Below are 23,415 nucleotides of genomic sequence, written 5' to 3'. Positions count from 1 at the left end.
GCTCTCTATCATACCATGCCATGCAACAGTGCGGCAATTTTTATCAGTTGGAAAAAGCTGCCGCCTGGATATAAATCCGGCAGCAGCTCTAAAATCACAGTAACCCCGTTACTGTTCAGACAAGCTGTACGGTGACGCAAACTCAGCCTTTTACGGCTCCGGCTGTCATACCTTTTACCAGTTTATCCTGGAAGATAATGAACATAATGATCATGGGAAGAAGTGTCAGCGTCAGAACTGCCATGATCATGGGCGTATTCATGGAATACTGGCCCTGGAATTCCCAGATTGCCAGAGGCAGGGTACGGTTTGCGGATGACTGTGTCAGTGTGTAGGCAAAGGAGAACTCATTCCACATATTTACACCGTTGTAGATCGCCAGTGTGGCCAGGCCGGGTTTTGCCAGAGGAAGGATCATGGAGAAAAACATCTGAATCTTGCCGCAGCCATCTATCTCGGCAGACTCTTCAATCTCCCGCGGAATCTCTTTCATGAAGCTGGTCAGAATGAACACGGAAATCGGTACCGCAAAGGCAATATAAGGACCAATCAATGCCCAGATACTGTCATACAGACCTGTGCTTTTTGCCATCTTGAACACCGGGATCAAGGTGATATGAACCGGTATGGACATACATGCCACGATCAGCGCATAGATGGGGTTCGCCAGTTTAAACTTAAATCTTGCCAGCGGATAAGACGCGCAGGCAGCGATAAACAGCAGAAGTATCAGGGAGATGCCAAGAACGATCACACTGTTCTTGAAGTAAGTGCCGAATCCGCCTTTTAACACTTCTGTGTAGTTGTTCCAGTTCAGACTGTCCGGAAGCTGGAACACGCCTTTTGTCAGCATCTCAAACTTCTCTTTAAAGGAGTTCAGAACCATAAATACGAAAGGCATAAAGGATACTACCAGCCAGAAGATTGCCAGGATAAAGGCAACGGTCCAGGCTGTGATGCTTTTTGCTTTACTCTTCTTATAATTATCCATTATTTCAGTCCTCCTTCTTTCCATTTAACAGCTTCATGGTGATCAGGGATACCATACTGATGAGGATAAACATACCGCCGGCCACTGCAGAACCATATCCCATGTTGAATGTCTTAAAGGACTGTTTGTACATGTAGGTTGCCATCAATTCCGTAGATGTTCCGGGACCGCCGCCGGTCATAACATAGATCAAGTCAAAGTATTTCAGAGAACCAACCATGGAGAGGATTGCCGCGCTTTTCATGGAAGGAACCAGAAGGGGAAGTGCTATTCTCCAGAAATACTGGCCTCTGGTGGCACCGTCTATCCTCGCCGCTTCAAATACATCGTAAGGAATATTGGTAAATGCCGCCATGAAGTACACCATGTAGAACGGGGTGAACTGCCAGCAGATAACCATGATAACCGTCAATAGGGCAGTTTTCGGATTACCCAGAAGGTCGATGTTGCCGCCTCCGAACCAGCCTGAGATGGTGCTGACCAGGCCGCCGTTTGTTGCCAGCGCATATGTAAAAAGGAAGCCAATCGCAACAGATGACATCAGCAGGGGAATAAACCAGACCACCTTAAAAGGTGTCAGTTTCTTTCCTCCGAAATCCAGGAATGTTGCCAGTGCAAGACCGATGGGAATCTGAATACAGATAGACAGAATCATAATGAGAACATTGTTCTTAAACGCGACCCAAAAATTGGTGTCAGCAATCAGTTTTTTCCAGTTGCCGATTCCGATAAATTTCTTAGCTGCGGAAATTCCGTTCCACTGATAGCCGCTTGTGATAAATGTATCCACAATGGGATAGAAAATAAATATCACCATTAAAACAGTGACCGGTGCCAGGAAAAGCGCCGCAACTTTCCGTGTGTTCCTCTGCCTCATCTGGGCAAGAGAAATACCATTTTCCTTCATAATAGAAGCCCTCCTTTTTGTTTCTGAAACCTTTCTTTTCTTATTATATATACTAACAAACCGACTTCTGAAAAGACATAGAACAATCTACGCATTATCTATAAATATTTGTCTTTTAAAGCGCAGAAAAATATAGAAAAAACGCCCTGTCCCCAGGGGACAGAGCGCATTTTCATCTGTGATCCTTACTCGGCCTTTGTGCTTAAATAGTCATCCATTGCTGTCTGCATGGAATCCTGTGCTTCCTGGGGAGTCATGGTCAGACCGAACACTTCCTGTAATCCGTCAAGGTGAGCCGTTGCAACTGCCGGCGGCAGATACTGGTCATACCAAAGCTGGATTTCCGGAGCACTGTTGGCGGTCTCCACGATCTTCTTGGCAACCGGGTCTGTGATCTTCTCTTCGATTCCTTTGACTGGCGGTATCTTGCCTTTTTCAATCTCAAAATCTATAACTTCATCAGAGAGATGTGCCTCTGCACACTCAAATGCTGCTGCCAGCTTGTCGCCTTCACAGTTGAATGTGATGAACTGGTCACCTACGGTACCAATCTGGATAGAAGCATCCGCGTCGGAACCTTCGATAGCCGGGAATGGGAACCAGTCTATCTTCTGATAGAATTCTTCACTGTCAGAGGAGAAAGTACCTGTATACCAGGAACCACACAGAAGCATACCTGCTGACTCCTGATACATGAGCTGTTTTGCCTGTCCGTCATCCTCACTCAGAGAGTTTACACCCTCCGGGAAGTAACCTGCATTCACCCATTCCTGGATTTTTTCACCGGCTTTGATGAAGCAGTCATCTGTAAATTTGCCTTCGCCTGCAACTGCTTTCTGGAATGGCTCCAGTCCGCCGTAGCGTGCCGCAAGGCTCATGAAATACATGGAACCTGTCCATTTGGAACCGTTTGCCAGGGCAAATGGTGTAATGCCGTTGTCCTTTAATGTCTTACAGATATTCTCCAGATCCGCAAGTGTCTTCGGCTCTGAGAGACCGTATTTCTCAAACATTTCCTTGTTGTAGAATATACCTGCAAGAGAAACGTTCTGGTAAGGAACCGCATATACATGGTCGTTGTATGTAGCCTGTGCAACGGCTGCATCCATAAGTTTGTCCTTGATCTCAGACGCATTGAACAGATCATCAATGGGCTGGCCGAATCCGGAATCTATGTACTCGTACATAGGACCGCCGGACCAGTTGGAATACATATCCGGGCATTCGCCTGAACTCATGGCAACTACCAGTTTCTCTTTGTACGTATCATTCTGTGTAGGCACAACCGTAACGGTATAGCCTGATTCTGTCTCGGAATTGAATTTGTCAACAGCCTTTGCAATAACATCCTTGTCCGGGCTTTCTGTACCGATGTTCCAGTAAACAATTTCCTTGCTTCCATCATCACCGGCTTCTTTTTTTGCTGATTTGTCTTCTCCTGAAGTTTCACTTGAACTTGCGTTTCCGCTGTCACCGCCACATGCGGTCAGTGACGCTGCCATGAGAGCTGTCATGGAAAGAGCGACCAGTTTTGCCATCCTTTTTTTCATACTTTTCCTCCTGAAATTATATACATGCTTTTACTTTATCCCTGATATCATATATTTTTTTCTGTCTGATAACCATAAAATAAAGTGTCCACATGATATAATTTTCTTACCTGGAGATAAAATGATCATTCTTCATTGTGGCTGCTGTTGTATTCATCCATTGCCTTCTGCAGTTCTTTATTTGCCTCCTCCGGTGTCATGGTAAGGCCAAATAATTCCTGGCAGGTATCTTTATGTGCCTCAGATACTACCGGCGGCAGATACTGATCGTACCAGAGCTGTACAGAGGACGCATTCGTTGCAGCTTCCAGAATCTGCTGGCTTACCGGATCAGTGATCATCTCTTTTGCTTTTTTAACAGGAGGAATCTTGCCGTTTTCTACCATGAAATCCAGCTCTTCATCATCGAAATAGTAGCTTGCCATCTCAAATGCAGCATCCAGCTTTTCGCCTGTACAATTGAAGGTCAGGAATCCGTCACCGATGGTTCCGATGATAATGGAAGCATCTGCGGAGGAACCGTCAACTGCCGGGAATGGGAACCAGCCTAATTTGTTGTAGAATTCTTCACTGTCCTGTTTGATCGTGCCTGTATACCAGGAGCCGATACAGGTCATGGCTGCCTTATCCTGGTACAGAAGCTGTTTGCCCTGTCCGTCATCCTCACTCAGAGAGTTCACGCCCTCCGGGAAATAGCCCTTTTTCACCCATTCCTGAATCTTTTCTCCGGCATAGACAAAGCTCTCATCCTCAAAAGTACCCTCCCCGGAAACTGCCTTCTGGAAAGGCTCCAGTCCGCCGTAACGGGTAGCCAGGTTCATGAAATACATGGAACCTGTCCATTTGGAGGCATTGGCAAGCGCAAACGGAGTGATGCCGTTCTCCACTAATGTATCGCAGACTTTCTCCAGATCGCTTATGGTCGTGGGAACTTCCAGATTATACTGTTCAAACATCTCTTTGTTATAGTAAATACCTGAGATTGCCACATTCAGCACGGGAAGGCCGTACACCTTGCCGTTGTAGGTACCCTGTTCCAGGGCCGCGTCCATGAGCACATCCTTCAGATTGTACTTATCAATATATTCGTCAAGAGGCTGGCCGAATCCTGCCTCCACGTATTCGATCATAGGACCTCCGGACCAGGTCTGATAGATATCCGGGCATTCCCCTGAGCTGACAGCAACCACCAGCTTCTCTTTGTAAGTATCATTCTGTGTGGGAACATAGCTTACCTGATAGCCGGTCTCTTTTCCCTTACCTTCATTATACTTGTCAATGGCATAATTCCAGATACTTTTGTCAGGGTCCTCTGTACCGTTGGCCCACATTACAATTTCCTTATCCCCGCCTTTGCTCTCATCTGCGGATGCTGTGCTCTCTTCTTTTTTGCTGTCATCACTTCCGCTGCTTTTGTCATCCCCGCCGCCGGAGCCGCACGCACCAAGGGAAGCCGCCATAAGCACAGACATAGAGATTGCCGCCAGTTTCATCATTCTTTTTTTCATATTCTTTCCTCCTTATGTTATTTAATATGAACTAAGATTATGGATTAATAGTAGCATTCTCTGTGGGAAATACCTATAAAAAAAAGTGTTCTCCTTCTATAATTTTCTTACTTCTTGTGCATTTTACCTATAAGACAACTGCAGAGAGCGCCTGATTCATACACTCTCCGCAATCTGTTATTTTGCCATATGTCTATTATAGAAACAAACCGTCAGTCCCCAAAAGAGAGGAATCTCCACGGCCAGCGCCGCAAGCATCGCATGGGGCACCCAAAAGGATCGTCCTCCCAGATGAAGGAATTTAAAATCAAACAGTTCGTACAGGAAGCAGTTTCCAAGCCCCAGCCCTCCTGTCGGCAGGATACAGCGAATCCAGCCGGCAAGATTCCCGCTGCCCACCTGTCCGATGATGACAGGCAGCAGACACAGCACCATGCCAAAAATCGCTGTCACAGTGACACTTCTGCATCGGGACGATATCATAAGTGTACACAGAACCGCAGCGGTTATGGTCAGAAACCCGGTGCCCGCCCCGGCTAAAAGCAGGTGCCACAAATCCAGATTGGATAAGCTCACTGCCGAATAAAGCATCTGCATGGAACTTCCCATACACTCTTCCCCGAACAGAGCCCTTGTCAGAAGCAGAAAAATGCCGGAACCCGCTGCCACTATAACAGAGGCCAGAATCAGCATAACTGCTGTCCTGACAGCCGCCAGCCTGATTCTTCCATGCCTGGTACAGCGCTGAATATCATCCGCCTTTGTCTGGTAGTCAGAGGAAAAGACCGGAGCGGCCAGAAGCACGCAGATGAACTCCAGAAGAAGCAGATAAAGGACCAGATAATCGGTTGCGTCCTTATTATAGCCGGGATAATACTCATATGGCTGCTCCACTTTTGCAAAGTAAGCAGCCGCTTTATTCTGCGCATCCGGGTAGTCCTTCTGCTCCATTTTCATGAGGCTGTCCAGATGCTCTCTGCACTGTTCATAGATACGGCCGGCATCTTCAGGACCAAGCTTCATGAGGTCAGCCGCAGTACCTGTTCTGCTGTCCGCATACACTTCACGTAAAAGGTGGATATAAGGCTGAATAGGCAGAATCTTTTCATTATATACATTCAGAGGGAAATCCTCGCTGTTGGTCGGCCCGTATTCCGCGATGCATGCCTGATATGTCTCCAAAGCGGTCTGCACTTTATCCGGTGTCACCTCTCCGGCATAGGGCGCCTGTTTCTCATTTATGATCTCCATGGCCCTGCTGCCGCTTACGGTAATCTGTTTACCGCTGTCATCCATGTAGGAATATTGTACAAAAGTCCTGGGAATGTAAGCCATGAGAACAGACAAAAGAAGTGCTGCCCCCAGAAAAACCCAGGTGGATCTTGTTTTCAGGATTCTCTTAAATTCCAGTTTTAAAAGTCTCATTTAATCCGCCTCCTTATCAAACCGGCTCTCCGGGAACATCCAGAGATAAAGGTCTTCCAGTCTCGGCACAGCAGGTACAGAATCCTCGATCCCGGGTTTCTCGGCGAGATACCGCACAGAGATGCGGCCGTCCGCCTCATTTCTCAGGTTCACGATCTGCAGTCTGTTCTCATACTCAGCAAGCTGTCCGGCAGGAATCGTACCGTTCCAGACCTTCCCATTCACTAGGGTGACCAGCTCTTCCGTTGTCCCCACAGCCTGGATCTTACCGCCCTTCATCACCGCATTGCAGGTTGCAATGTACTCCACATCTGAGACAATATGGGTGGATATGAGCACAATCCTGTCGTGTGAGGCAAACTCTGAGAGCAGATTACGGAATCTGACGCGCTCCCCCGGGTCAAGACCGCTGGTAGGCTCATCCAGAATCAGCACCTCCGGCTCATTGAGAAGGGCCTGGGCGATTCCCACCCTGCGCTTCATTCCGCCTGAGAGCTTCGCAATCTTTTTCTTTCTCACATCCGAAAGGGTCATTCTCTCCAGAAGTTCTTCTATCTTCTCCTTACTTCTCCTTTTCGGCAGGCCTTTCAGCACTGCCATATATTCCAGGTAATCCCGGACCGTAAATTCAGGATAAAATCCAAACTCCTGAGGCAGATACCCAAAGATATCCCTGTACTTCTCCCCCAGTACCTGGATAGAGATGCCGTCGTACAGAACCCTGCCTCCCGTAGGTTTCAGTGTTCCGCCCAGCATTCGCATAAGAGTGGTCTTGCCGGCACCGTTGGCTCCCAGAAGTCCCCAGACCCCCGGTGTCAGTTTCAGGCTCACATGGCTGACGGCTTCCTTGTCTTTAAATTTTTTTGATAAATCGTCTATTATAAGCTCCATTTTACTCCTCCTCACAACAGCACTTCTGCTGCCCCTTTTCTTTCCGCTCTGCGGAGCTGAATGATATCACATATCACAGCCGCCGCACAGACTGCTGCCCAGCCCGTCTGAAAGGAATGTTCGTAAAACCCGTAATGATACTGGAACAGCAGCCAGAACAGCAGCGCTGCCCCCATTCCCACAGCCAGACAGATTTTAAGTACATGCTGTACATCCACGTGCAGAGCTATGGTAATATAGATACTGCCCAGTAAAAAAAAGGGCACCAGCAGGTATAAGACTACGGCCCCCAGGCTCTGGCCCATTCCCAGTACAATGCCTGCAGTCAGCACAGCCAGCATCAGGATATCCCCGGCACTGATGATCACCAGCCGGGCAGTCAGCAGATGGATCGAGGAAAACCTGGACGCCTGCTCCAGCTCTGCCATTCCATAGCGCAGAGACCTTACAATTGCGGGCAGAGCCGGCAACAGAAGAAACACACTGCTGAAACATAAAAGCACGGGAAGGCGTCTGTTCCACAGGTAAGCAAAATCCCCATTGACAGTAATATAGAGTGTCAGATAGATAGCTGCCAGCACAGCGATCTGCGTTCCCCATATACTCCGGCCTGTAAATTTGATCTGATATAACACAAACTGCCAAAAGGAAATCCTTTTTTCTCTTACAGCGGTGCGGTATGCCTGCCTGGCTGCCAGAATCAGGTTCTCTCTTCCTCCCCTGACCGCATCCGGCACGGTATTCTCCGAAAAACACTTCCTGAGGCCGCTTTCTATCTCAGATTTCTTCATATGATGAAATCCCCCCTCTCTCCAAATCCTTTTTTATGGTTTTCAGTGCTGCCCGCAGCCTGGACTGGACTGTCCTCAGCGGCTGGTTCAAAATCTGCCCGATTTCCCTTAACGTCAGGTCATGGGCAAACCGCAGGTAAATGATCTCCCTTTGTTCTGCCGGAAGTTCCCTGACCAGCAGCATGAAGTCTGTCTCCGTCTCAGCCCTTTGAAATCCCCGCTCCAGGCATTCCAGAGTGTCCGGTATCTGCTCCTCCTGATGTTTCTTTCTCCACATGTCCACACACGTATTCGCTGCCACCTGGTATAAAAAAGCGCGGAATTTCCCCTTGTGTATATACCTGTCCAGATACCGCACGGTCTTCAGAAATGTCTCCTGCACGGCATCCTCCGCGGTCTGCCTGTCCGCTGTGTGGCAGATACAGTACCGCAGAATGTCTGTGTAATACAGGGATATCAGCTCATCCAGGGCGCTCATATCTCCATTTTCCAGTTTTTCTATCAGTTTGTCTTCACGCGTCAAGATACTCCTCCTACAGGGCGTCCCCTACTCTATATAACGTATCGGGATATGGAAAATGATTTCATATTTTTAATTATAACCAAAAAAACCGGTCTGCATGATTTCTCATACAGACCGGCATTACCCTTACAGTTATGATTCTTTTTTCTTTTTCGCAGCTGTGACTGCAGCGATCACTGCCACTGCTGCGCCGGCGCCGAGAAGCGGGAATACCATATTCGTATCATCGCCTGTCTTTGCTGATTTTGAAGTTGTGGTGGTTCCGGACTTTTTGTTCTTAGCCGGTGTCGGGGTTGGTGTGGTTCCTTTATTACCATCGCCATCCGTACCATCATTTTTGTCGCCGCCCGGAGTCTTATTGTCATCTCCGCCGGGGTTCTTGTTGTCATCTCCGCTCGGGTCCTTGTCGTCTCCGCCAGGGTCCGGATTCTCACCCTTTGCTTCCACTGTGATAGCTGCTGCATGGGTCTCATTGTGACCGATATCGCCGCTGTCACCTGCCAGTTCCTCAATATCCACCTGAATGTCCGCTGTATCGCCGGCTTTTACACCGTCTGCAAGCTGGAACGTCATATCAAGCAGGCTGCCATCCTCCGTAAGTGGTGATGATGAGGCAAAGGCCGCTACAATCTCGCCTTCCTCCTTGTTGCCTGTCAGACAGTCGTTGACTTCACACAGGGCCCCGGACAGCGCCCCTCCGGCGCTGTCCGCAGTGAGGGTAAGTTTAGATGCATCGTAATGGATACGGATCTTTCCATTGGTCACTTCCCGGCCGTCCGTGATCTCACAGGCCACCTGAACCTGACCGCCCTCCTGGGCCTTACCTGGGTTTAATGCTATTTCTGTTTCACCTGCGGCCCAGACAGGCATTGCCTGTACAAACAGAAGTGCACTCATACATAACATTGCAATTTTTCCGGTTCTCTTTTTCATATAGGTTACCTGCCTGTTCTCCTAGATTTTCCTCTGATATTTAAAATGTGGTGATCTTCTCTGCTGCCATCTGCAGGATCTTGGTTGCGTCAGTTGTGTTGGTCTGGTTGTCAACATTCACATCACCGATCAGGATCTGCTCCTCTGTCAGCTCTGTGAGACCTACACTGTATTTCAGCAGCAGTGCACTGTCGGCTGCATTCACAACGCCGTTCAGGTCCACATCACCCAGAAGCCTTACTTCTTCACATTCTTTCACAAGTGCAGCAATCGCTGCATTGATCTCATCCTGAACTGCATCCGGTTTGTCGTAAATTACCTTTGCGCTGTCAAGAGCTTCCTTCAGACCGTCAATGCTGGCTGCCAGATATCTGCCCGAATTATCCAGGATCTCCTGTGCTTTTGCCATAACAGATTCCAGTTCCGCCTTATTTCCCTTGAATGTAAGGCCTGTAATGGCTTCTGCCAGAGCTGCATAGGCGTCTCTTGCTTCCTGGCCTGTCAGTTCCGTGTTGGCTGCTGTCTCTTTGGCTGCACTCAGTACAGTCTTAAGGTTCTCCACGGACTCACTTGTGTACTTGTCGGCATCCTGAAGGATTGCTTCTGCCTGTGCAATGATCGCGTGCAGACGGGCAAAATCCTTATCTAACATCTGGGATACTGCAGTAAGCAGGTTTGTGGTTGCCTCATTGACAGCTTTCTGTCCTTCTTCTACTTCATCTTCGCCGTACACGGTATCATATACAGTCTTGGCTGCCTCTAATGCATCTTTGACTGCCTGCACACTGCCTTCCGTATAGCGTTCTTCTGTCACAGGATCTGCGAGGATTGCCTCTGCTCCCGCGATTGCCGCTTCCAGACCGTATTTCTGTACGCCCGGTTTCAGGTCAACAATGGCATTGATGAGTTTTGTAAACGCATCGTCTACCTGTCCCTGTGTTGTTTCAAGAGTTGTCAGAAGCGCGTTTGCTTCGTTCAGAGCCTCTTCCACGGCTGCCCAGCTCTCCGGTGAGAAGGACTGGCTTCCGTCTGCCAGTTTTTCAGCCATTGTGATGGCCAATTCCAGACTTGTAGTATCTACAGTCAGCTTAACCTGTACGGTAAATACTGCTGTCTTCTCAAGCTCACCTTCGGTATAGGTAACTGTGATCTCCTTTGGTCCGATCACACTGGAATCAAATCCGGTAATTGTGTAATCGTCTGTGCTCAGCTCTTTGGTGCTGCCGTCATTGTATACAGCAAATACCTGAATTCCTTCTGCGCTGAATTCTTCGCCTAACAGATATTCCTTCTTGGCATTCTCTGTATCGACTGTAATGCTTTCCAACTGGATCTTAACCAGAACATCTTTTGCATTGCCCAGGGCTACGATCGCATCGGTGATCTCCTTCTGGGATGTTGCATTTTCCATAACAGCTTCCGCTGCCGCGATTGCATCCTGGAATTTCTGGTAGCTTTCCGGTGTATAACCGTCAGCCGTTATTTCCTTCATCTCATTGATGAGTGCTTCCAGACTGGAGGTCTCGATCTTCTTGAAGGTAACGTCCAGTGTATGGTCTTCGATCACATATTCAAGAGTTACTCTGTTGTTCTCGACTACTGCCGGTGCACCGTCAAGCATTACGGTATCTACAGTATAGCCTTTATCCGGTTTGATTACAAATGTTTTGTTCGTCTCGCTGTAAACAGATACGTCGCCTGTCTGGCTGACAGTTCCGTTTTCGCCGGCGGTTACTGTTACGGTGTGTGTCGGAACCTCATCACCGTAGTATACTTCTTTTACTGTAATATTGTGTGCGTTTCTTCTGGTCTGCAGTGTATACTGGCCCGGCTCTGTGCTGTAAAGAACATCCTCAGCATGACCGAGTTCTGTTCCGTCATACCATAAGGTCAGGTCATATGCCCCTGCTGCCCTGCCGGCACTCGGCATAAACTTAAAGATAATCTCATGCTCTTCGTTAGCTGTCAGCTCATAGCCGTAAGTAAAGTTGCCCCAGCCTCCGTCTGCCGTCTTATCGTAGAACCAGTTTCCGCCGCCTGCATCATATCCGAACATGATTCCGTTACCAACGGTAAACAGTGTCTGATCTTCCACGCTGTCTGTGCTGAAGCGGATGCGGAAAACACCCTGGCTGATTGCTGCAGCGTTCATGTCCTTAGCGATTCCGCCTGCATTTACAGATAATAACAGGCCGTCCTGCGTAAGCTGTCCGGACGCATTGCTGAGATCAAAGTTCATCTCCTCTGCTGCTGCAAAATCTTCATAATAAGTGTTGTACTGGGCCACATTGACTGCCTCGGTGAAGGCCTTCATCGCTGCTTCCAGTTTTACATATGCGGCTTCGTATTCTGCCGCGTCTTTTCCTTCCGGAACTGCTTTTGCTTCGTCAACAGCAGCTTTGAAGGTATCGACTGCTTCCTGGGTGTATTCGCCCGGTTTCGGTCCTACCACTGCTGCATTCATCTGTGCTTCTGCATCCTGGATCAAAGCGCCTAAATCTTCATATGTAAAGTTATTCGGTACATAGGTGATCACTTTTTCCAGATTCGTCACATGTCCCTCTGCGTTGCTGAAGGATACATTGACAGTTACCGGTTTCCTTGTTGCTCCCTCTTCTGCCGTAAAGGTTACATTCATAAGTTCCGCAGCCTTCTTGAATGCATCCTGTTTCTTGATTCCATAGGTGAAACGCACGGTCTGTGTTCCGTCTTCATTATCTGTCACAGTCGGCTCTACAGTCTTCAGAAGTGCGTCTTCATTTGCTGCTGCGCTGTCTGTGTTCAAGGTGATCTGAGACGGGTCATAGGTATACTCCACAACTGTGTTTCTGTACTTGTTGTAGATATTCTCAAGACCTACATTTACCTGATAGTTATGGTTTCCTTTATCCTCAGTATTGACAGTTGCTGCCGGGCTTCCTGTGATCTCCTCACCGTATACGCCCAGTTCTGTCATGGACATTCCCCATTCGTTTGCATTGTTAATAGAAACAATTGCTACGAACTGTGCCTCGGCTGGCTCGAATTTAACCAGGTTAAGTCCCGGATATGCACTGTTAACCGTTTTAACAGTATTCCATGTCTCTCCGTCTGCAGATACCTGCACTTCATAATCTGCAGCGTAGGCACCCGGTGTCCAGTCAACTGCTACAGTGTCTACCATGTATTTCTTATCCAAATCTATGGATATCCACTGGTTCTGTCCCATACCGCTGCTGTAACGTGTGGACTGGCTGCCGTCAACTGCGTATTTTGCTGCCATGGACTCTGCTTCCTGTCCGCTTGTATCTGTTGTCTTATTCAGTGCCAGATTCTCACCTGTAATCTCCTGATAAGGCTCAACAAGAACTGCATTGACAATCGCTTTGCCCTCTGTGGCTTTCAGTCCGATATCGATCAGACCGTCTTTTGCCTCTGCGGTAACTGTGATATCGTAAGCTTTGTTCTGTTCCGGAATGGCAAATCCTTCTTCCACTACAGAACCGTTTACACTCACATCAAATGTTCCCGGTGTAAAATCATCTGCGCTTGTGTCATTGAAGTACAGTTTCACTCTGTAAAGTCCCGGTGCAACTTTGAACTTGTAGCCAAAGTCCTCACCTGCGCGTCCGCTCTTCAGTGCGGTTCCCAGGCCTGCATCCGGCACCGGTTTCTGTCCGCCGAGAGAACTGTTGATCTCCTCAGTGGTTGTATCACCGTTTGCGTACCATCCGCTTCCTGTAACTTCAAATTCCGCATCCTCGAACAGGCCGTCATGGTTGCCCATATTGGATGTGTCGGAATTACCGGCATCCAGTCTCATATTCACTTCTGACATAACAGCCATGTCTGCTGCAATACCATTCAGAATCGGATTGGTCATTGTTCCGGCTTCTTCACTGTATGCACTCTGCAGTTTTACAGTAATGACACCACCTGCCGGATATACAGAACCGATTTCAATCACATCTGTATCACCTGTTAAGGTATATCTCTCTTTTGCCACCTCACCGTTTACCAGAACGTCAAATGTACGTCCGGCAGCGTTTTCCATCTCAGAAACATAGAGTTTCAGATTGTGGGCAGCGTCTGATGCATAAATCTTGTACTCAATCGTGTCGGCAGTAACACCTGTTGCGTATACACCGCTGCCGCTTCCTGTCAGCTTGCTGTACTCACCAACATAGCCGGATAATTTCTTATTTTCATCATAAGCTTGGTCTGCGCTGAATCCGTCGATGACATCTCCGCCCACATTATAGGACTTGGAGTGCTCCTGAAGGACAAACTGCCAGTCAGTACCTGCTGTGCCAAGAGAAAGCGTTCCGTCATTATTGCAGACAAGGAATTTGTCTCCTGATTTGAGCTGATGAAGTCCGTTCTTCATATCAACGGCTGACCATACAGTTGTGTCTTTCTCTGACAGAACCGCGCTGTCGCCGTCGGCATTCAGGTACAGATAAGCATTGTTCTCTGTATCCCAGATTTTCACTTTGTATCCGTCGCCTGCATTCTCCATTACGAACTGGCTTCCGGATGCATTTACTTCCAGACCGTTTTCTCCGCTTGCAAGATATTCTCCGCATTCCGGATCGTATACTTTATAAGCCGCGTTGCTCTCCAGTGCAAATTCTGCACCTTTCACACCTGTCATCTCCATAATACCGATATCAGGTGCTCCGTCGTAAAGAGCATTGCCGAAGAAATCTGTCTTGGCATTTCTGTCTGAAGTGTAGTCCCAGAGTCCTTTATTTTCCGGACTGGATGCAGGAACGACATTGACATACACACCATTACCGATTGCTGCAGAACCTTCTTTCAGGGCGTAAGCCTTCAAAGATTCCCAGTTGGAGGTGGCTGTCATTCCGTCTTCACTGATCGTGGCACTCTCGCCGCCGCCCGGATTTTCAAAGAGCGGATCTGCCTGGATGGCATTGGGAATCTCACCCGGGTCATGGATGCCGCTGGCTTCATATACCAGGTTTCCTGCCTGTTTCAGGTAAGAGTTGTTCCAGCTCTCAGCCGTTGTCTCAGCGCTGCCCCATTTACTGGGAACTTCTGTATTGTAGTTATAGTAAATGTTGTTATACATACACCAGTTGTATGCATCACCTAATGCAGAACCGCCGCCGTTGCTGTGGTTGAATACCCAGTCCGCACCATCATAATAAAATACATTATTATAAATGTAGCTCTCTGAACTGGTATTTCCTGCCCCGTGGCGCCATGCAAGGCCGTCATTCTGGCTCACATTATAACGGATAATATCTGTATTGTTATTGCCCATCATAAGCATAAAGCCCATAGGTGTATCGTGGCTGTAGTTGTACTCAAAGGTAGTACCTGCACACCAGTAATCACTGTCGTAAGAGCAGCCATCCTGGTTATAAGCAGGACCGTCAAAGCTCTCATTATAGCGGAATAAGGTATCAAAAGAGTTCCATGCCCAGATACCTGCATTGGCGCCTTTCGCACGCATGGCCTGTCCGTTCACCACATTGTGCTCTACCAAAGCGCCCTGTGATTCGCAGACAAGGATACCGTCACCGCCGATATCGCTCAGATAGTTTCCTACAATATGAAGGCCTCTCTGTGCCTGGTCTTTATAACGGATATTGTCATGGCGCACACCATCATTGGCCCCATTATAATCCGCATCATTATTCGGGTCATAATTGTCAGTACCCGGTGTGTTGTTTCTGAAGTTGTCCAGGTCAGAAAGGCGGATTGCCTTGATTCCTGTACGGTCACACTGGTCAATTCTGTTGTTCTGGATGGTCACGCCGTTGAAGTAAGGATATACCCCTGCTTTTGAGCTGAAGATAACCTCAACGCCGATACCGCCGTCTACTTTGTTCACACCGCGGTTCTCATTTCCGTCCACATCATGTACATAACAGCCGTCGATGACAACTGTGTTGTATTCTCTGTCACCCTCCAGAGTTTTGTTAACCGTCTCTCTCTCGTCAATGGTAACATGGATACCGAGACGTCTCGGGATCACATCGTCACTTCCGGAGTTCAGGTTGTTCTGGTCATTTGCTTCACTTGTCTCGTTAAATGCGTCGTCATTTGTAACTTCCAGGCCAGTCACATAGGTATACTCCATGTTCTGAATCAGGACTGCTTCTTTGTAGCCTGCATATTCAGGTGTGCCGTCGTCATTTTTTTCACCGGTTCTTCTGAATCCTCCTGCATTGATCACAGGCATGTTTCCCTCACCATATGTATCAATTACAATGGGTTTCTCCTCCGTTCCGGTGCCTTTCGGTGCAAGCTGCTGGTTGTCAAAAATGCTGCCTTTCTTCAGGCTGATGCCGTCTCCCGGCTGTAATTCAATGGTGTTCACCTTATCCAAGGTTTTGAACGGATTACTGATCGATCCATCCCCATTCTCATCACTGCCGTTCTCGCTGTCCACATGGTAGACCGTGCCGGATACTTCCGGGATACTCTCCGTGGCTGCTTCAGGTATACTTCCCTGGTTATCTGTGGCTGCCTGCACATAAACCGGGAAATTAACTGAAGTACAGACAAGAGCCGTCGCCAGAGTAACACTAAACGCCCTGTTCCATCGCTTCCATGATTTCATACATTGCTCTCCTTCCAAAAGAATATTTACGCAATGAGCTTCAACACGCTGCGCTGATCCGCTTCCGTCATTTTGACAGGTGTTGCATTGCCGTGTCTTCTATTATAGTCCACATATATACATAAATTTTTACGATTTCTACTTATTTTTCGTCATTTTCGACCATTTATATTTTATCGCAAACTAATAATACAAAAAAAATGACAGATAAAACAAACTAGGGGCATTTTCCCGGTAAAAAAGAGCTGTTCACACTTCCAGCTTTCTGTGTAAACAGCTCTCTTTTTATCTATCTGCTAAATGTTTTCTTACGGTCAGCGCAGTATATGCACAGTGATTGATCACCTTTGTTTTACGATTTTCCTTCCAGTGCGTCCTTCACAGCCTGTAACAGTGCCTGTTCATCCGGTATCTCTACTTTGGCCCCTTCCGCCATTTCTTTTAAATGCTCCTGGTACTTGTTCTCTAACACAAGATTTTGGGCAGATGTCTTTACATTCTCATAATCCTCATTGTCAAAGTATTCCGGGTCTGCATCATAAACAGCCCTTGCCTCCTCATCGGATGCGGTAAGTACATCTTTATTGGTCAGCTCCCGTTTATTCTGAAGGGACAGATTTTCGTTGAAGTAATCATAGAACTGGTCCGCCGTGTACCGGGTCACTCCGAATACGGTTTCATTGTTCCCCTTTTTCTCTCCCCTGTCCTTGTTTTCTTTTTCCATTGCCTTCATCAGGGACGGATAATCAATCGCATCTGCAAGGCCGTTATCCATGGCCTCTTTCTGCATGGTCTTAATTTCTTTAAGCTCCTCCACCACTGCATCAGCCAGGTATTCATATCCCGTCTTTCCATCGGCCTCTGTCTCCCAGGTAAATTCTGACACATCAATCCCGGCCTTCTCTGCTGTTTTTTCTCTCTGGTATAATTTGATCTTATTGACGATACATGCCACTTCTTCCCTGTAGACCGGCTGTCCGTCAACGGAAAATACTTCTTTCTCTGTTCTGCCCTTCATGAAGATCACAACTGCTGCTGCCAATATTACGGCTATAACTGCCAGAAGAATCCATATCCATTTCTTAGATGCTTTTTTGCTGTCTTTCTGCATTTTACCCATACTCTTTCTCCTGTGTTTTTACTAGCCAATCAACTGAAGACCTTCATTTTCTTCGGCGGCATCCAGCAGAACGTTCCATATCCGCAGAAAATATTTCCCCGCCTGCTCTCTGTTCTCCACCTCTATCTCCATCTCTTCCTCATCTGTAAGACAGTCGTACAACGCGTCCAGATTGCCCCCATAATAATCCGGCAGCCGCAGTTTTTCTTTCAGATATGTATGTGCTGTCTCCTTCTCTTCCATACATAACGCGTCCAGGACTATCCTCATGGATTCTCCTCTCCATACAAAAGCTCAAAGGTTTCGTAGTGGTCCTCTGTGTAATACACAAGACCGTCATCGGAATAGACGATCCGCTTTGCCCCCCGATAGCCTCCATCGCTGTCAATGTCACATTCATAATACTGCCGCCCCTCTTTTTCCGGCAGGATTCCCTCATAGTTGCCGAATCTGTCTCCGCCGATGCTCTTGCCCGGGGCGGCTTCAGACAGGTTCCCCTTACTGCTGACCCATCCGGCGTTCTTGGCCTCCTTCTTGGTAATAAAATTATCCGGAAGATGACCAAACCGATGGATATAAGTTGCCACATCCTCTTTCGAGGTATAAGTTCCCGATTCCTCCAGCGCCGATGCCTCTGCATCCTGTTCCTCCTGCTGCACTGTCCTGGCAGAATCCTGTTCTGTCCGGCCTGCCGTGCCGTCCGCAGTTCCGGTGCATCCGGTGAGCAGGCAGAGCAGCAGTATCAGAATGCCGCCAATATATCTGAACTTGTGTTTCCAATTTTGAATCATATTTTTTGCCTCTCTTATAATTTCAGTATGTTCCTGATGCCGTGGGCAACCCCGCACGCCTCATTGGACAGGGTGATACAGTCTGCAGATTCCTTACATTTTACGGATGCATTCTCCATCGCGATCCCAATTCCCGCAAACGCCAGAAGTTCCGCATCGTTATCTCCATCCCCGAAAGCCGCAAGCTCCTCCCTGCACAGTCCGAGATAGTCCAGAAGAAAGGCTGCCCCTGTATGTTTCCCTGCATCTTTATAAGAAATTTCCAAAAGCTGTGCCACCGAAGAAGTGATATACACATCCCGGACCTCCGCGTTCAGAAGCTGCCACAGCCTGGTCTTCAGCTCCCGGTCCCCTGTTATGACGTCCATGCCGTCCAGTACAGAGGCATGGTCACAGATAAATGCCCGAATATCCTCCACCGGCCTTCTGGTTCCCTGGATATAAGGAATGGCCCGGACACTGGCGCCGAATTGCACAGGTCTTTCCACATAAGCCCTGGGTGCATAAGCCTCGCCATCCACAAATGCTTCATAGGTCACAGGAAAATTCCTTGTGAGCGTCAAAATGCGGCGCACTGACTCCTCTGTCATCTTATATTGTTTCAGGCATTTTCCTGTGTGGAGTTCATATACTGCAGCTCCGTTTGATGTAATGGCATACCGTATCCCTTCCATCTCCCTGATCGCCGCCGGCAGCGTGGAAAGGGCCCTTCCGCTGGCCACCACTACCTGCACGCCCTTTTCCATAACTTCCTCCAGGGCCTTTCTGTTTTCCTCCGGCAGATATCCGTCCCCGTCCAGGGTCGTCCTGTCCAGATCAAGGGCAATACATCTGATCTCCATCCGTACTCCTTCCCGCCGTTATTTCTCAGGCTTAGGATATTTCACCGCATTTTTCACCATCTTATCACGGATGATATCGTCAATGTCAAACGCATACATCTGGGCAAAACGCAAGGAAAAAATCAGGGTATCTGCCAGCTCCTCCCCTATGCGCTCCCTCTTCTTCTTATCTTTCATCATTTCTTTCATCTGGTCATTTGACTTGAAACGGAACAAATCCATCAGTTCATTGGCCTCTGTGGAAATACCGATGGACAAATCCTTAGGATTATGGGATTTGTTCCAATGCCTCTCCTCGCAAAAATCGAATACTCTGCTTTTTAAGTCCGCCACAGTTGTATCTTTATCCATGTTGTCTGTCTCCTCTCTTTCTCTTTATGATTAGTGTCAGTTCAGGGAATACTGTTTCATGATTCCCTTTCCGCTGTTCTTTGCATCATACAGGGCATAATCCGCTGCTTTTAAAAGTGTCTGGAACTCCTTCAGACCGCCGCCGTACCAGGCAAGACCTGAAGATATCTCCAGCATTCTGCTGCTCTTATCCGGAAATACCACAGGGTTCTGCTGCAGCCTGCTGTAAAATTCCTCCATATCATTGGCAATCTCCTGCTTTGTCTTATAGTGATGCAGAAAGAGGCAGAACTCATCCCCGGAACGCCTGGCCGCGATTCCCTTTTCTCCGTTGAACTCTGTCAAAAATCCTGCACAGACGCGCAGATATTCATCGCCCCAGTCATGTCCAAAATGGTCATTGATCCCCTTGAAGCTGTCAAGATCCATCATGACCATGGCACACTCACCAATGTCACGGCCCGTAAGGATATTCTCCACTTCTTTTCTGAAGGTATCCAGATTGCATAGCCCGGTAAGGGAGTCGTAGTCCCTCTCGTGCTCCAGCCGTTTCTTTTCCTGTACCTCTCCCGTCACATCTGAGATGATTCCAAAAGTGCTTCCGTTTTCCGTGGTGGTAAAGATACGGACCCACTTCTCGGGATTTTCCCTGATCTTAAAATCACTGCCTCTCTTGTCAAAAGCTGCCCTCAGAGTCTTCTCCAGCATGACCCGGAAGATATTCCTGTCCCGGCAGGCCCGGTTCATCTCCTCCTCTGTCCAGTCAAGCACAAGCCGGATACGTTCTGTGGCCATTACTTTTTCGCTGTCCTCATTGAATTCAAACACACCTATGGGCAGGTCCAGCGTGTCAATGACCTTTGAGATCTTGACCGTGGCATCCAGGATTCCCTGCACCATTTTATTGATTCCCTGGCTGAGCTGCCTGAATTCTGGATTGCTGTCCATCTTCACCACAGTATCCAGATCACCGTCTGTAATATCATGCAGATCATCCATGATGGTGTGTATCCCGTCCACGATCTGATGCTTCAGAAGACGGTTAATGACCAGAATGGTCACCAGATACACCAGAACCAGATAACAAAAAGTAAGGATCGTCTGCGTATTCCGTTCCTCATAAAGCTCCTTCTCATTTTCACCTGAAACCAGTATCAGGTTATCCTTCTCCAGGCTGACACAAAATATCTTTTTCCCCTCCTGATGGATAAATCCGCCGTCTCTGCAGTCTGCGATCTCTTCCTCCGTCAATCCCAGATTCTTCATACTGCTGCCGGCCATACTCTCATCAGAATGGGCCAGCACTTCACCACTCTCCTTATCTATGGCAAAAAGCACACCCCCTGCATCCACAGGAACTCTGGAGAATATGTAGTCGAGCTGGTTTCTCTTCTGGGCCTCCAGCATCCTGGTCGGCGCCATTCCCACCTGTACGATCCCCTTCTTATCCTGGCGCGCCACACCGATATACTGGAATACCTTCTGTTCGTAGCCGTTCGGTCTTATATCCTGCACCAGATAGGAACTCGGATCATCTAAAATACTGAGAAATTCTTCTGTCTGGTCCGTGGTATGGAAGTCCATGCCGAAATATTTCGGAATACTGCCTGCAAAGAGAATCCCGTTTTCATCGATCACATGAAGCTCATCCACATTGAGCAGCTCCGCGATCCGCTCCAGTTCCTGCTGGCTGTCCAGTACACTGGGATTCTGTTCTATAATATAGGCGAAAGCATAGGCTCTTGTCAAATAATCCTCACTGAGGCTCTCCTTCAGGTTCAGCAGCTCCACCTCATTATTGTCAATGGTCTGCGATATCTGTCCCAGTTTGAGCGTAGAGTTCTGTACCATCTGGCTCCTGGCATTTCGCCCCTGCAGCCCCCAGTTCAATACTAAAATAGCCAGAAGAGCCACAGCGACAACATAGCTGATGTACCTGGTAAAAATTTTCTGCACAAAATTTCCCCTTTCCTCAACTGTACGCCGCCCTCGGAAGCGGCCTCACGCTTTTTTAGCTATTATAGCATATAAACACACAAACCGCATGCCATTTCTGACATGCGGTTAAAAACCATGCGAACGTTTCTCTATCGTTCCTGGGGATTGGTTCTGACTACCCGCAAAAATATCCTGTTAAACAGGGCCAGCTCATCATACATGATACCGTGTCCGCTGTTTTCAAGGGTCACCAGCCGGGAACAGGGGATTCCCTCCTTCTGGATACGGGCCAGGTCATTGGATACCACCACATCCTTTCCCCCGTGGATGATCCATGTGGGAACATGGACACAGGGAAGGTCACAGCGCCCATCCTCATCCCTGAGTGCCATTGCGCTTCTGACAGTACCTAATCCGGATGCCGAGAGAGCTATATCCCGAAACCATTGTTTCACCGGTTCTCTGTGAGGCGCAGCGAAAAGCTGTTCATGGCTGAAGTTACAGGCAAGCTGCGGTCTGTCCGTCTCAGCCAGACAGATCAGGCTATCCACATATTTCCTGGTAAGACCATAGGGATATCCCTCCCGCTGTGTCCAGGACGGTGCAGCCGCTGCCAGAAGAATCAGCTTCTCCACGCCATAGCCGCAGAACAGCCGCATATAGCGCAGCACAATGGCCCCTCCCATGGAAAATCCTGTGAGAATAAATTTTTTCAGTCCCATGGATTTTACCACATGGTAAATATCCGCTGCCATCTGGTCATACCCATAACCACAGGCCGGTGTGTCAGACTCGCCGAATCCTCTCAGATCAACTGCCACCACATGATACCCGCACCTTGTAAGCAGTTCGATCTGATATTCATAAATCTTGTGTGAAAGGGGCCATCCGTGAACCAGAAACACGGTTTTCGGACAGCCCTTGTTGCATTCATAGACAGCAATTCTGGTGCCGTCATTGGATCTTACATAGAACATAGAGAAATCTGCTTTTTTCTTTATTTATATGCACCGGACACGACCTCTGTTCCCCCGTCCAGCATCCCTTCCGCGATCCATATTTTTCTCAGATACAGACTGACGATTATACTGGCGATACCGGCTGCTGCGAAAATTGCCCATTCCTGTCCCCTGGCCTGTTCAAATACCACACCGTATACGGCCTGGCCCAGAGGCTGAGAACAGGTGGCAATGGCCATGACCCAGGAGATTACCTTTCCAATCAAATGTCCCGGTGTTTTTATCTGGATGAAGGACATGGTCTGCACCGTGAACAGAGTCGCACACAGCATCATCAGAAATGCGCCTGCTGCTAATACCATATATTTACCCATATCCGGTACCGCGGAAGACAGGATTCCGCCCATAGGGAACATGAGCAGGGCCACCCCCAGAATGAGCTTCCAGGTATCCCCGATCTTGATCCTGCTGCCAAGGACACCGGCAGAAATTCCCCCTGCTATGCCGCCGAAGGCCATGATCCCCGACAGATATCCATACATCTGATTCGGGTCAGCCCCCCGAAATTCCAGCACCTGTGTACAGAGAACCGGAAGCCCGATGATCAGCAGGGACGAGATGAATAAGTTTACAAACGCAATAATGACCGTAACTTTGCCTATCACTTTCTGGCTCTTGGCAATAAAACGCACACTCTCCTTCAGGTCTCCGAAGATAATGCGGAATGCGCCCCTGTCTGTCTCCCTTTTCACAAAGGGGATTCTGATGAAGATCTCCATCACAGCGGAAAGGAAAAAACAGACCATGCTGATCGCAAGCACCACATGAATTCCCTTCATACTGTAGAAAATGCCGCCCAGCACAGGTCCCAGCAGACCGGCCAGGGAAGACACGGTATTGATCATGGCATTTGCCTGCACCAGTTTCTCCTCCGGCACCAGGAACGGCATACTTGCCTGTACAGACGGCTGATAGAGGCCGGATATACTGAACAGCAGAATCAGGGTCACAAGAATGAGAGCCACAAGGTTCACCTGCCGGGAAAGCAGAAGAAACAGGAGAATGATACCCGCCGTGGTAAAATCCAGAACCACCATTATGTTCCTCTTATTCACCCGGTCCGCGATCACACCGCCCAGCGGCGACATGATAAGCAGCGGCAGAAACGCCAGCGCTGACACCAGACCGTATAAAGCAGGGGACTGGGAAATATTCAGCAGATGGAGCGGCAGGGCAAATCTGACTACCGCATTGCCGAACAGAGAGATGATCTGCCCGATGACTACCAGTGTAAAATCTCTGGAAAACCCGTTTTTCTTCATTA

18 protein-coding genes are annotated in these 23,415 nt (G+C 48.4%); all 18 read right to left on the bottom strand.

The genetic code is table 11. From position 1 onward, the window contains the following. Positions 1-142: 142 nt before the first annotated feature. Complete coding sequence (locus tag LC508_RS23095; protein ID WP_033139103.1) at positions 143-991, bottom strand: carbohydrate ABC transporter permease; 849 nt, start codon at positions 989-991, stop codon at positions 143-145. 4 nt (positions 992-995) lie between these two features. Then, positions 996-1,898, bottom strand: coding sequence for a carbohydrate ABC transporter permease (locus tag LC508_RS23090; protein ID WP_054350664.1), 903 nt, complete (start codon positions 1,896-1,898; stop codon positions 996-998). Positions 1,899-2,083: 185 nt separating this feature from the next. Then, a complete protein-coding gene (locus LC508_RS23085) occupies positions 2,084-3,448 on the bottom strand; it encodes an extracellular solute-binding protein (protein WP_103731842.1) in 1,365 nt (454 codons plus the stop codon). Between the two features lie 125 nt (positions 3,449-3,573). Beyond that, on the bottom strand, positions 3,574-4,956 hold the full coding sequence (locus LC508_RS23080; protein ID WP_103731841.1) for an extracellular solute-binding protein: 1,383 nt from the start codon (positions 4,954-4,956) through the stop codon (positions 3,574-3,576). Positions 4,957-5,133: 177 nt separating this feature from the next. After that, the gene (locus LC508_RS23075) at positions 5,134-6,381 is read right to left on the bottom strand and encodes a hypothetical protein (RefSeq protein ID WP_054350663.1); all 1,248 of its coding nucleotides are present in this window, start codon (positions 6,379-6,381) and stop codon (positions 5,134-5,136) included. Continuing rightward, complete coding sequence (locus tag LC508_RS23070) at positions 6,382-7,272, bottom strand: ABC transporter ATP-binding protein (RefSeq protein WP_118593869.1); 891 nt, start codon at positions 7,270-7,272, stop codon at positions 6,382-6,384. It lies immediately after the preceding gene. A gap of 11 nt (positions 7,273-7,283) precedes the next feature. Next, entirely contained in the window at positions 7,284-8,063 is a 780-nt protein-coding gene (locus LC508_RS23065) for a hypothetical protein (protein ID WP_054350662.1), read from the bottom strand. Continuing rightward, on the bottom strand, positions 8,050-8,586 hold the full coding sequence (locus LC508_RS23060) for an RNA polymerase sigma factor (RefSeq protein WP_054350661.1): 537 nt from the start codon (positions 8,584-8,586) through the stop codon (positions 8,050-8,052). Before LC508_RS23060 ends, LC508_RS23065 begins: the two co-directional genes overlap by 14 nt. A 132-nt stretch (positions 8,587-8,718) precedes the next feature. Then, positions 8,719-9,519 (bottom strand): cohesin domain-containing protein, encoded by an 801-nt coding sequence (locus LC508_RS23055; protein WP_103732608.1) that lies wholly within the window; start codon positions 9,517-9,519, stop codon positions 8,719-8,721. Between the two features lie 40 nt (positions 9,520-9,559). Further along, positions 9,560-16,090, bottom strand: coding sequence for a discoidin domain-containing protein (locus LC508_RS23050; RefSeq protein WP_118593870.1), 6,531 nt, complete (start codon positions 16,088-16,090; stop codon positions 9,560-9,562). Positions 16,091-16,442: 352 nt separating this feature from the next. Next, entirely contained in the window at positions 16,443-17,210 is a 768-nt protein-coding gene (locus LC508_RS23045) for a hypothetical protein (protein WP_033139113.1), read from the bottom strand. A gap of 21 nt (positions 17,211-17,231) precedes the next feature. Continuing rightward, the gene (locus LC508_RS23040; RefSeq protein WP_054350653.1) at positions 17,232-17,480 is read right to left on the bottom strand and encodes a barstar family protein; all 249 of its coding nucleotides are present in this window, start codon (positions 17,478-17,480) and stop codon (positions 17,232-17,234) included. Further along, on the bottom strand, positions 17,477-18,001 hold the full coding sequence (locus LC508_RS23035; protein WP_054350652.1) for a ribonuclease domain-containing protein: 525 nt from the start codon (positions 17,999-18,001) through the stop codon (positions 17,477-17,479). Before LC508_RS23035 ends, LC508_RS23040 begins: the two co-directional genes overlap by 4 nt. Before the next feature lie 14 nt (positions 18,002-18,015). Next, complete coding sequence (locus LC508_RS23030) at positions 18,016-18,843, bottom strand: HAD-IIB family hydrolase (protein WP_054350651.1); 828 nt, start codon at positions 18,841-18,843, stop codon at positions 18,016-18,018. Between the two features lie 18 nt (positions 18,844-18,861). After that, positions 18,862-19,194, bottom strand: a complete 333-nt coding sequence (locus tag LC508_RS23025; RefSeq protein WP_033139117.1) for a nucleotide pyrophosphohydrolase — start codon at positions 19,192-19,194, stop codon at positions 18,862-18,864. Between the two features lie 36 nt (positions 19,195-19,230). Then, on the bottom strand, positions 19,231-21,150 hold the full coding sequence (locus LC508_RS23020; protein ID WP_103731809.1) for a diguanylate cyclase: 1,920 nt from the start codon (positions 21,148-21,150) through the stop codon (positions 19,231-19,233). A gap of 131 nt (positions 21,151-21,281) precedes the next feature. Next, positions 21,282-22,109 carry an alpha/beta fold hydrolase gene (locus LC508_RS23015; RefSeq protein WP_225305251.1) on the bottom strand — a complete coding sequence of 276 codons (828 nt, stop codon included), beginning with the start codon at positions 22,107-22,109 and terminating at the stop codon, positions 21,282-21,284. Between the two features lie 20 nt (positions 22,110-22,129). After that, on the bottom strand, positions 22,130-23,413 hold the full coding sequence (locus LC508_RS23010; protein ID WP_081960099.1) for an MFS transporter: 1,284 nt from the start codon (positions 23,411-23,413) through the stop codon (positions 22,130-22,132). Positions 23,414-23,415 lie beyond the last annotated feature (2 nt).

The sequence above is a fragment of the Blautia parvula genome, assembly GCF_020215665.1.
Lineage (GTDB): Bacteria > Bacillota > Clostridia > Lachnospirales > Lachnospiraceae > Blautia > Blautia celeris.
Note: the sequence above shows the minus strand (reverse complement) of the source record. Positions and strands in the feature narration are given on the sequence as shown.

Bases quoted from the DNA above. Each gene is read 5' to 3' on its own strand.
- LC508_RS23095 (WP_033139103.1), bottom strand. From the start codon at position 991: ATGGATAATTATAAGAAGAGTAAAGCAAAAAGCATCACAGCCTGGACC.
- LC508_RS23090 (WP_054350664.1), bottom strand. From the start codon at position 1,898: ATGAAGGAAAATGGTATTTCTCTTGCCCAGATGAGGCAGAGGAACACA.
- LC508_RS23085 (WP_103731842.1), bottom strand. From the start codon at position 3,448: ATGAAAAAAAGGATGGCAAAACTGGTCGCTCTTTCCATGACAGCTCTC.
- LC508_RS23080 (WP_103731841.1), bottom strand. From the start codon at position 4,956: ATGAAAAAAAGAATGATGAAACTGGCGGCAATCTCTATGTCTGTGCTT.
- LC508_RS23075 (WP_054350663.1), bottom strand. From the start codon at position 6,381: ATGAGACTTTTAAAACTGGAATTTAAGAGAATCCTGAAAACAAGATCC.
- LC508_RS23070 (WP_118593869.1), bottom strand. From the start codon at position 7,272: ATGGAGCTTATAATAGACGATTTATCAAAAAAATTTAAAGACAAGGAA.
- LC508_RS23065 (WP_054350662.1), bottom strand. From the start codon at position 8,063: ATGAAGAAATCTGAGATAGAAAGCGGCCTCAGGAAGTGTTTTTCGGAG.
- LC508_RS23055 (WP_103732608.1), bottom strand. From the start codon at position 9,519: ATGAAAAAGAGAACCGGAAAAATTGCAATGTTATGTATGAGTGCACTT.
- LC508_RS23050 (WP_118593870.1), bottom strand. From the start codon at position 16,090: ATGAAATCATGGAAGCGATGGAACAGGGCGTTTAGTGTTACTCTGGCG.
- LC508_RS23045 (WP_033139113.1), bottom strand. From the start codon at position 17,210: ATGGGTAAAATGCAGAAAGACAGCAAAAAAGCATCTAAGAAATGGATA.
- LC508_RS23040 (WP_054350653.1), bottom strand. From the start codon at position 17,480: ATGAGGATAGTCCTGGACGCGTTATGTATGGAAGAGAAGGAGACAGCA.
- LC508_RS23035 (WP_054350652.1), bottom strand. From the start codon at position 18,001: ATGATTCAAAATTGGAAACACAAGTTCAGATATATTGGCGGCATTCTG.
- LC508_RS23030 (WP_054350651.1), bottom strand. From the start codon at position 18,843: ATGGAGATCAGATGTATTGCCCTTGATCTGGACAGGACGACCCTGGAC.
- LC508_RS23025 (WP_033139117.1), bottom strand. From the start codon at position 19,194: ATGGATAAAGATACAACTGTGGCGGACTTAAAAAGCAGAGTATTCGAT.
- LC508_RS23015 (WP_225305251.1), bottom strand. From the start codon at position 22,109: ATGTTCTATGTAAGATCCAATGACGGCACCAGAATTGCTGTCTATGAA.
- LC508_RS23010 (WP_081960099.1), bottom strand. From the start codon at position 23,413: ATGAAGAAAAACGGGTTTTCCAGAGATTTTACACTGGTAGTCATCGGG.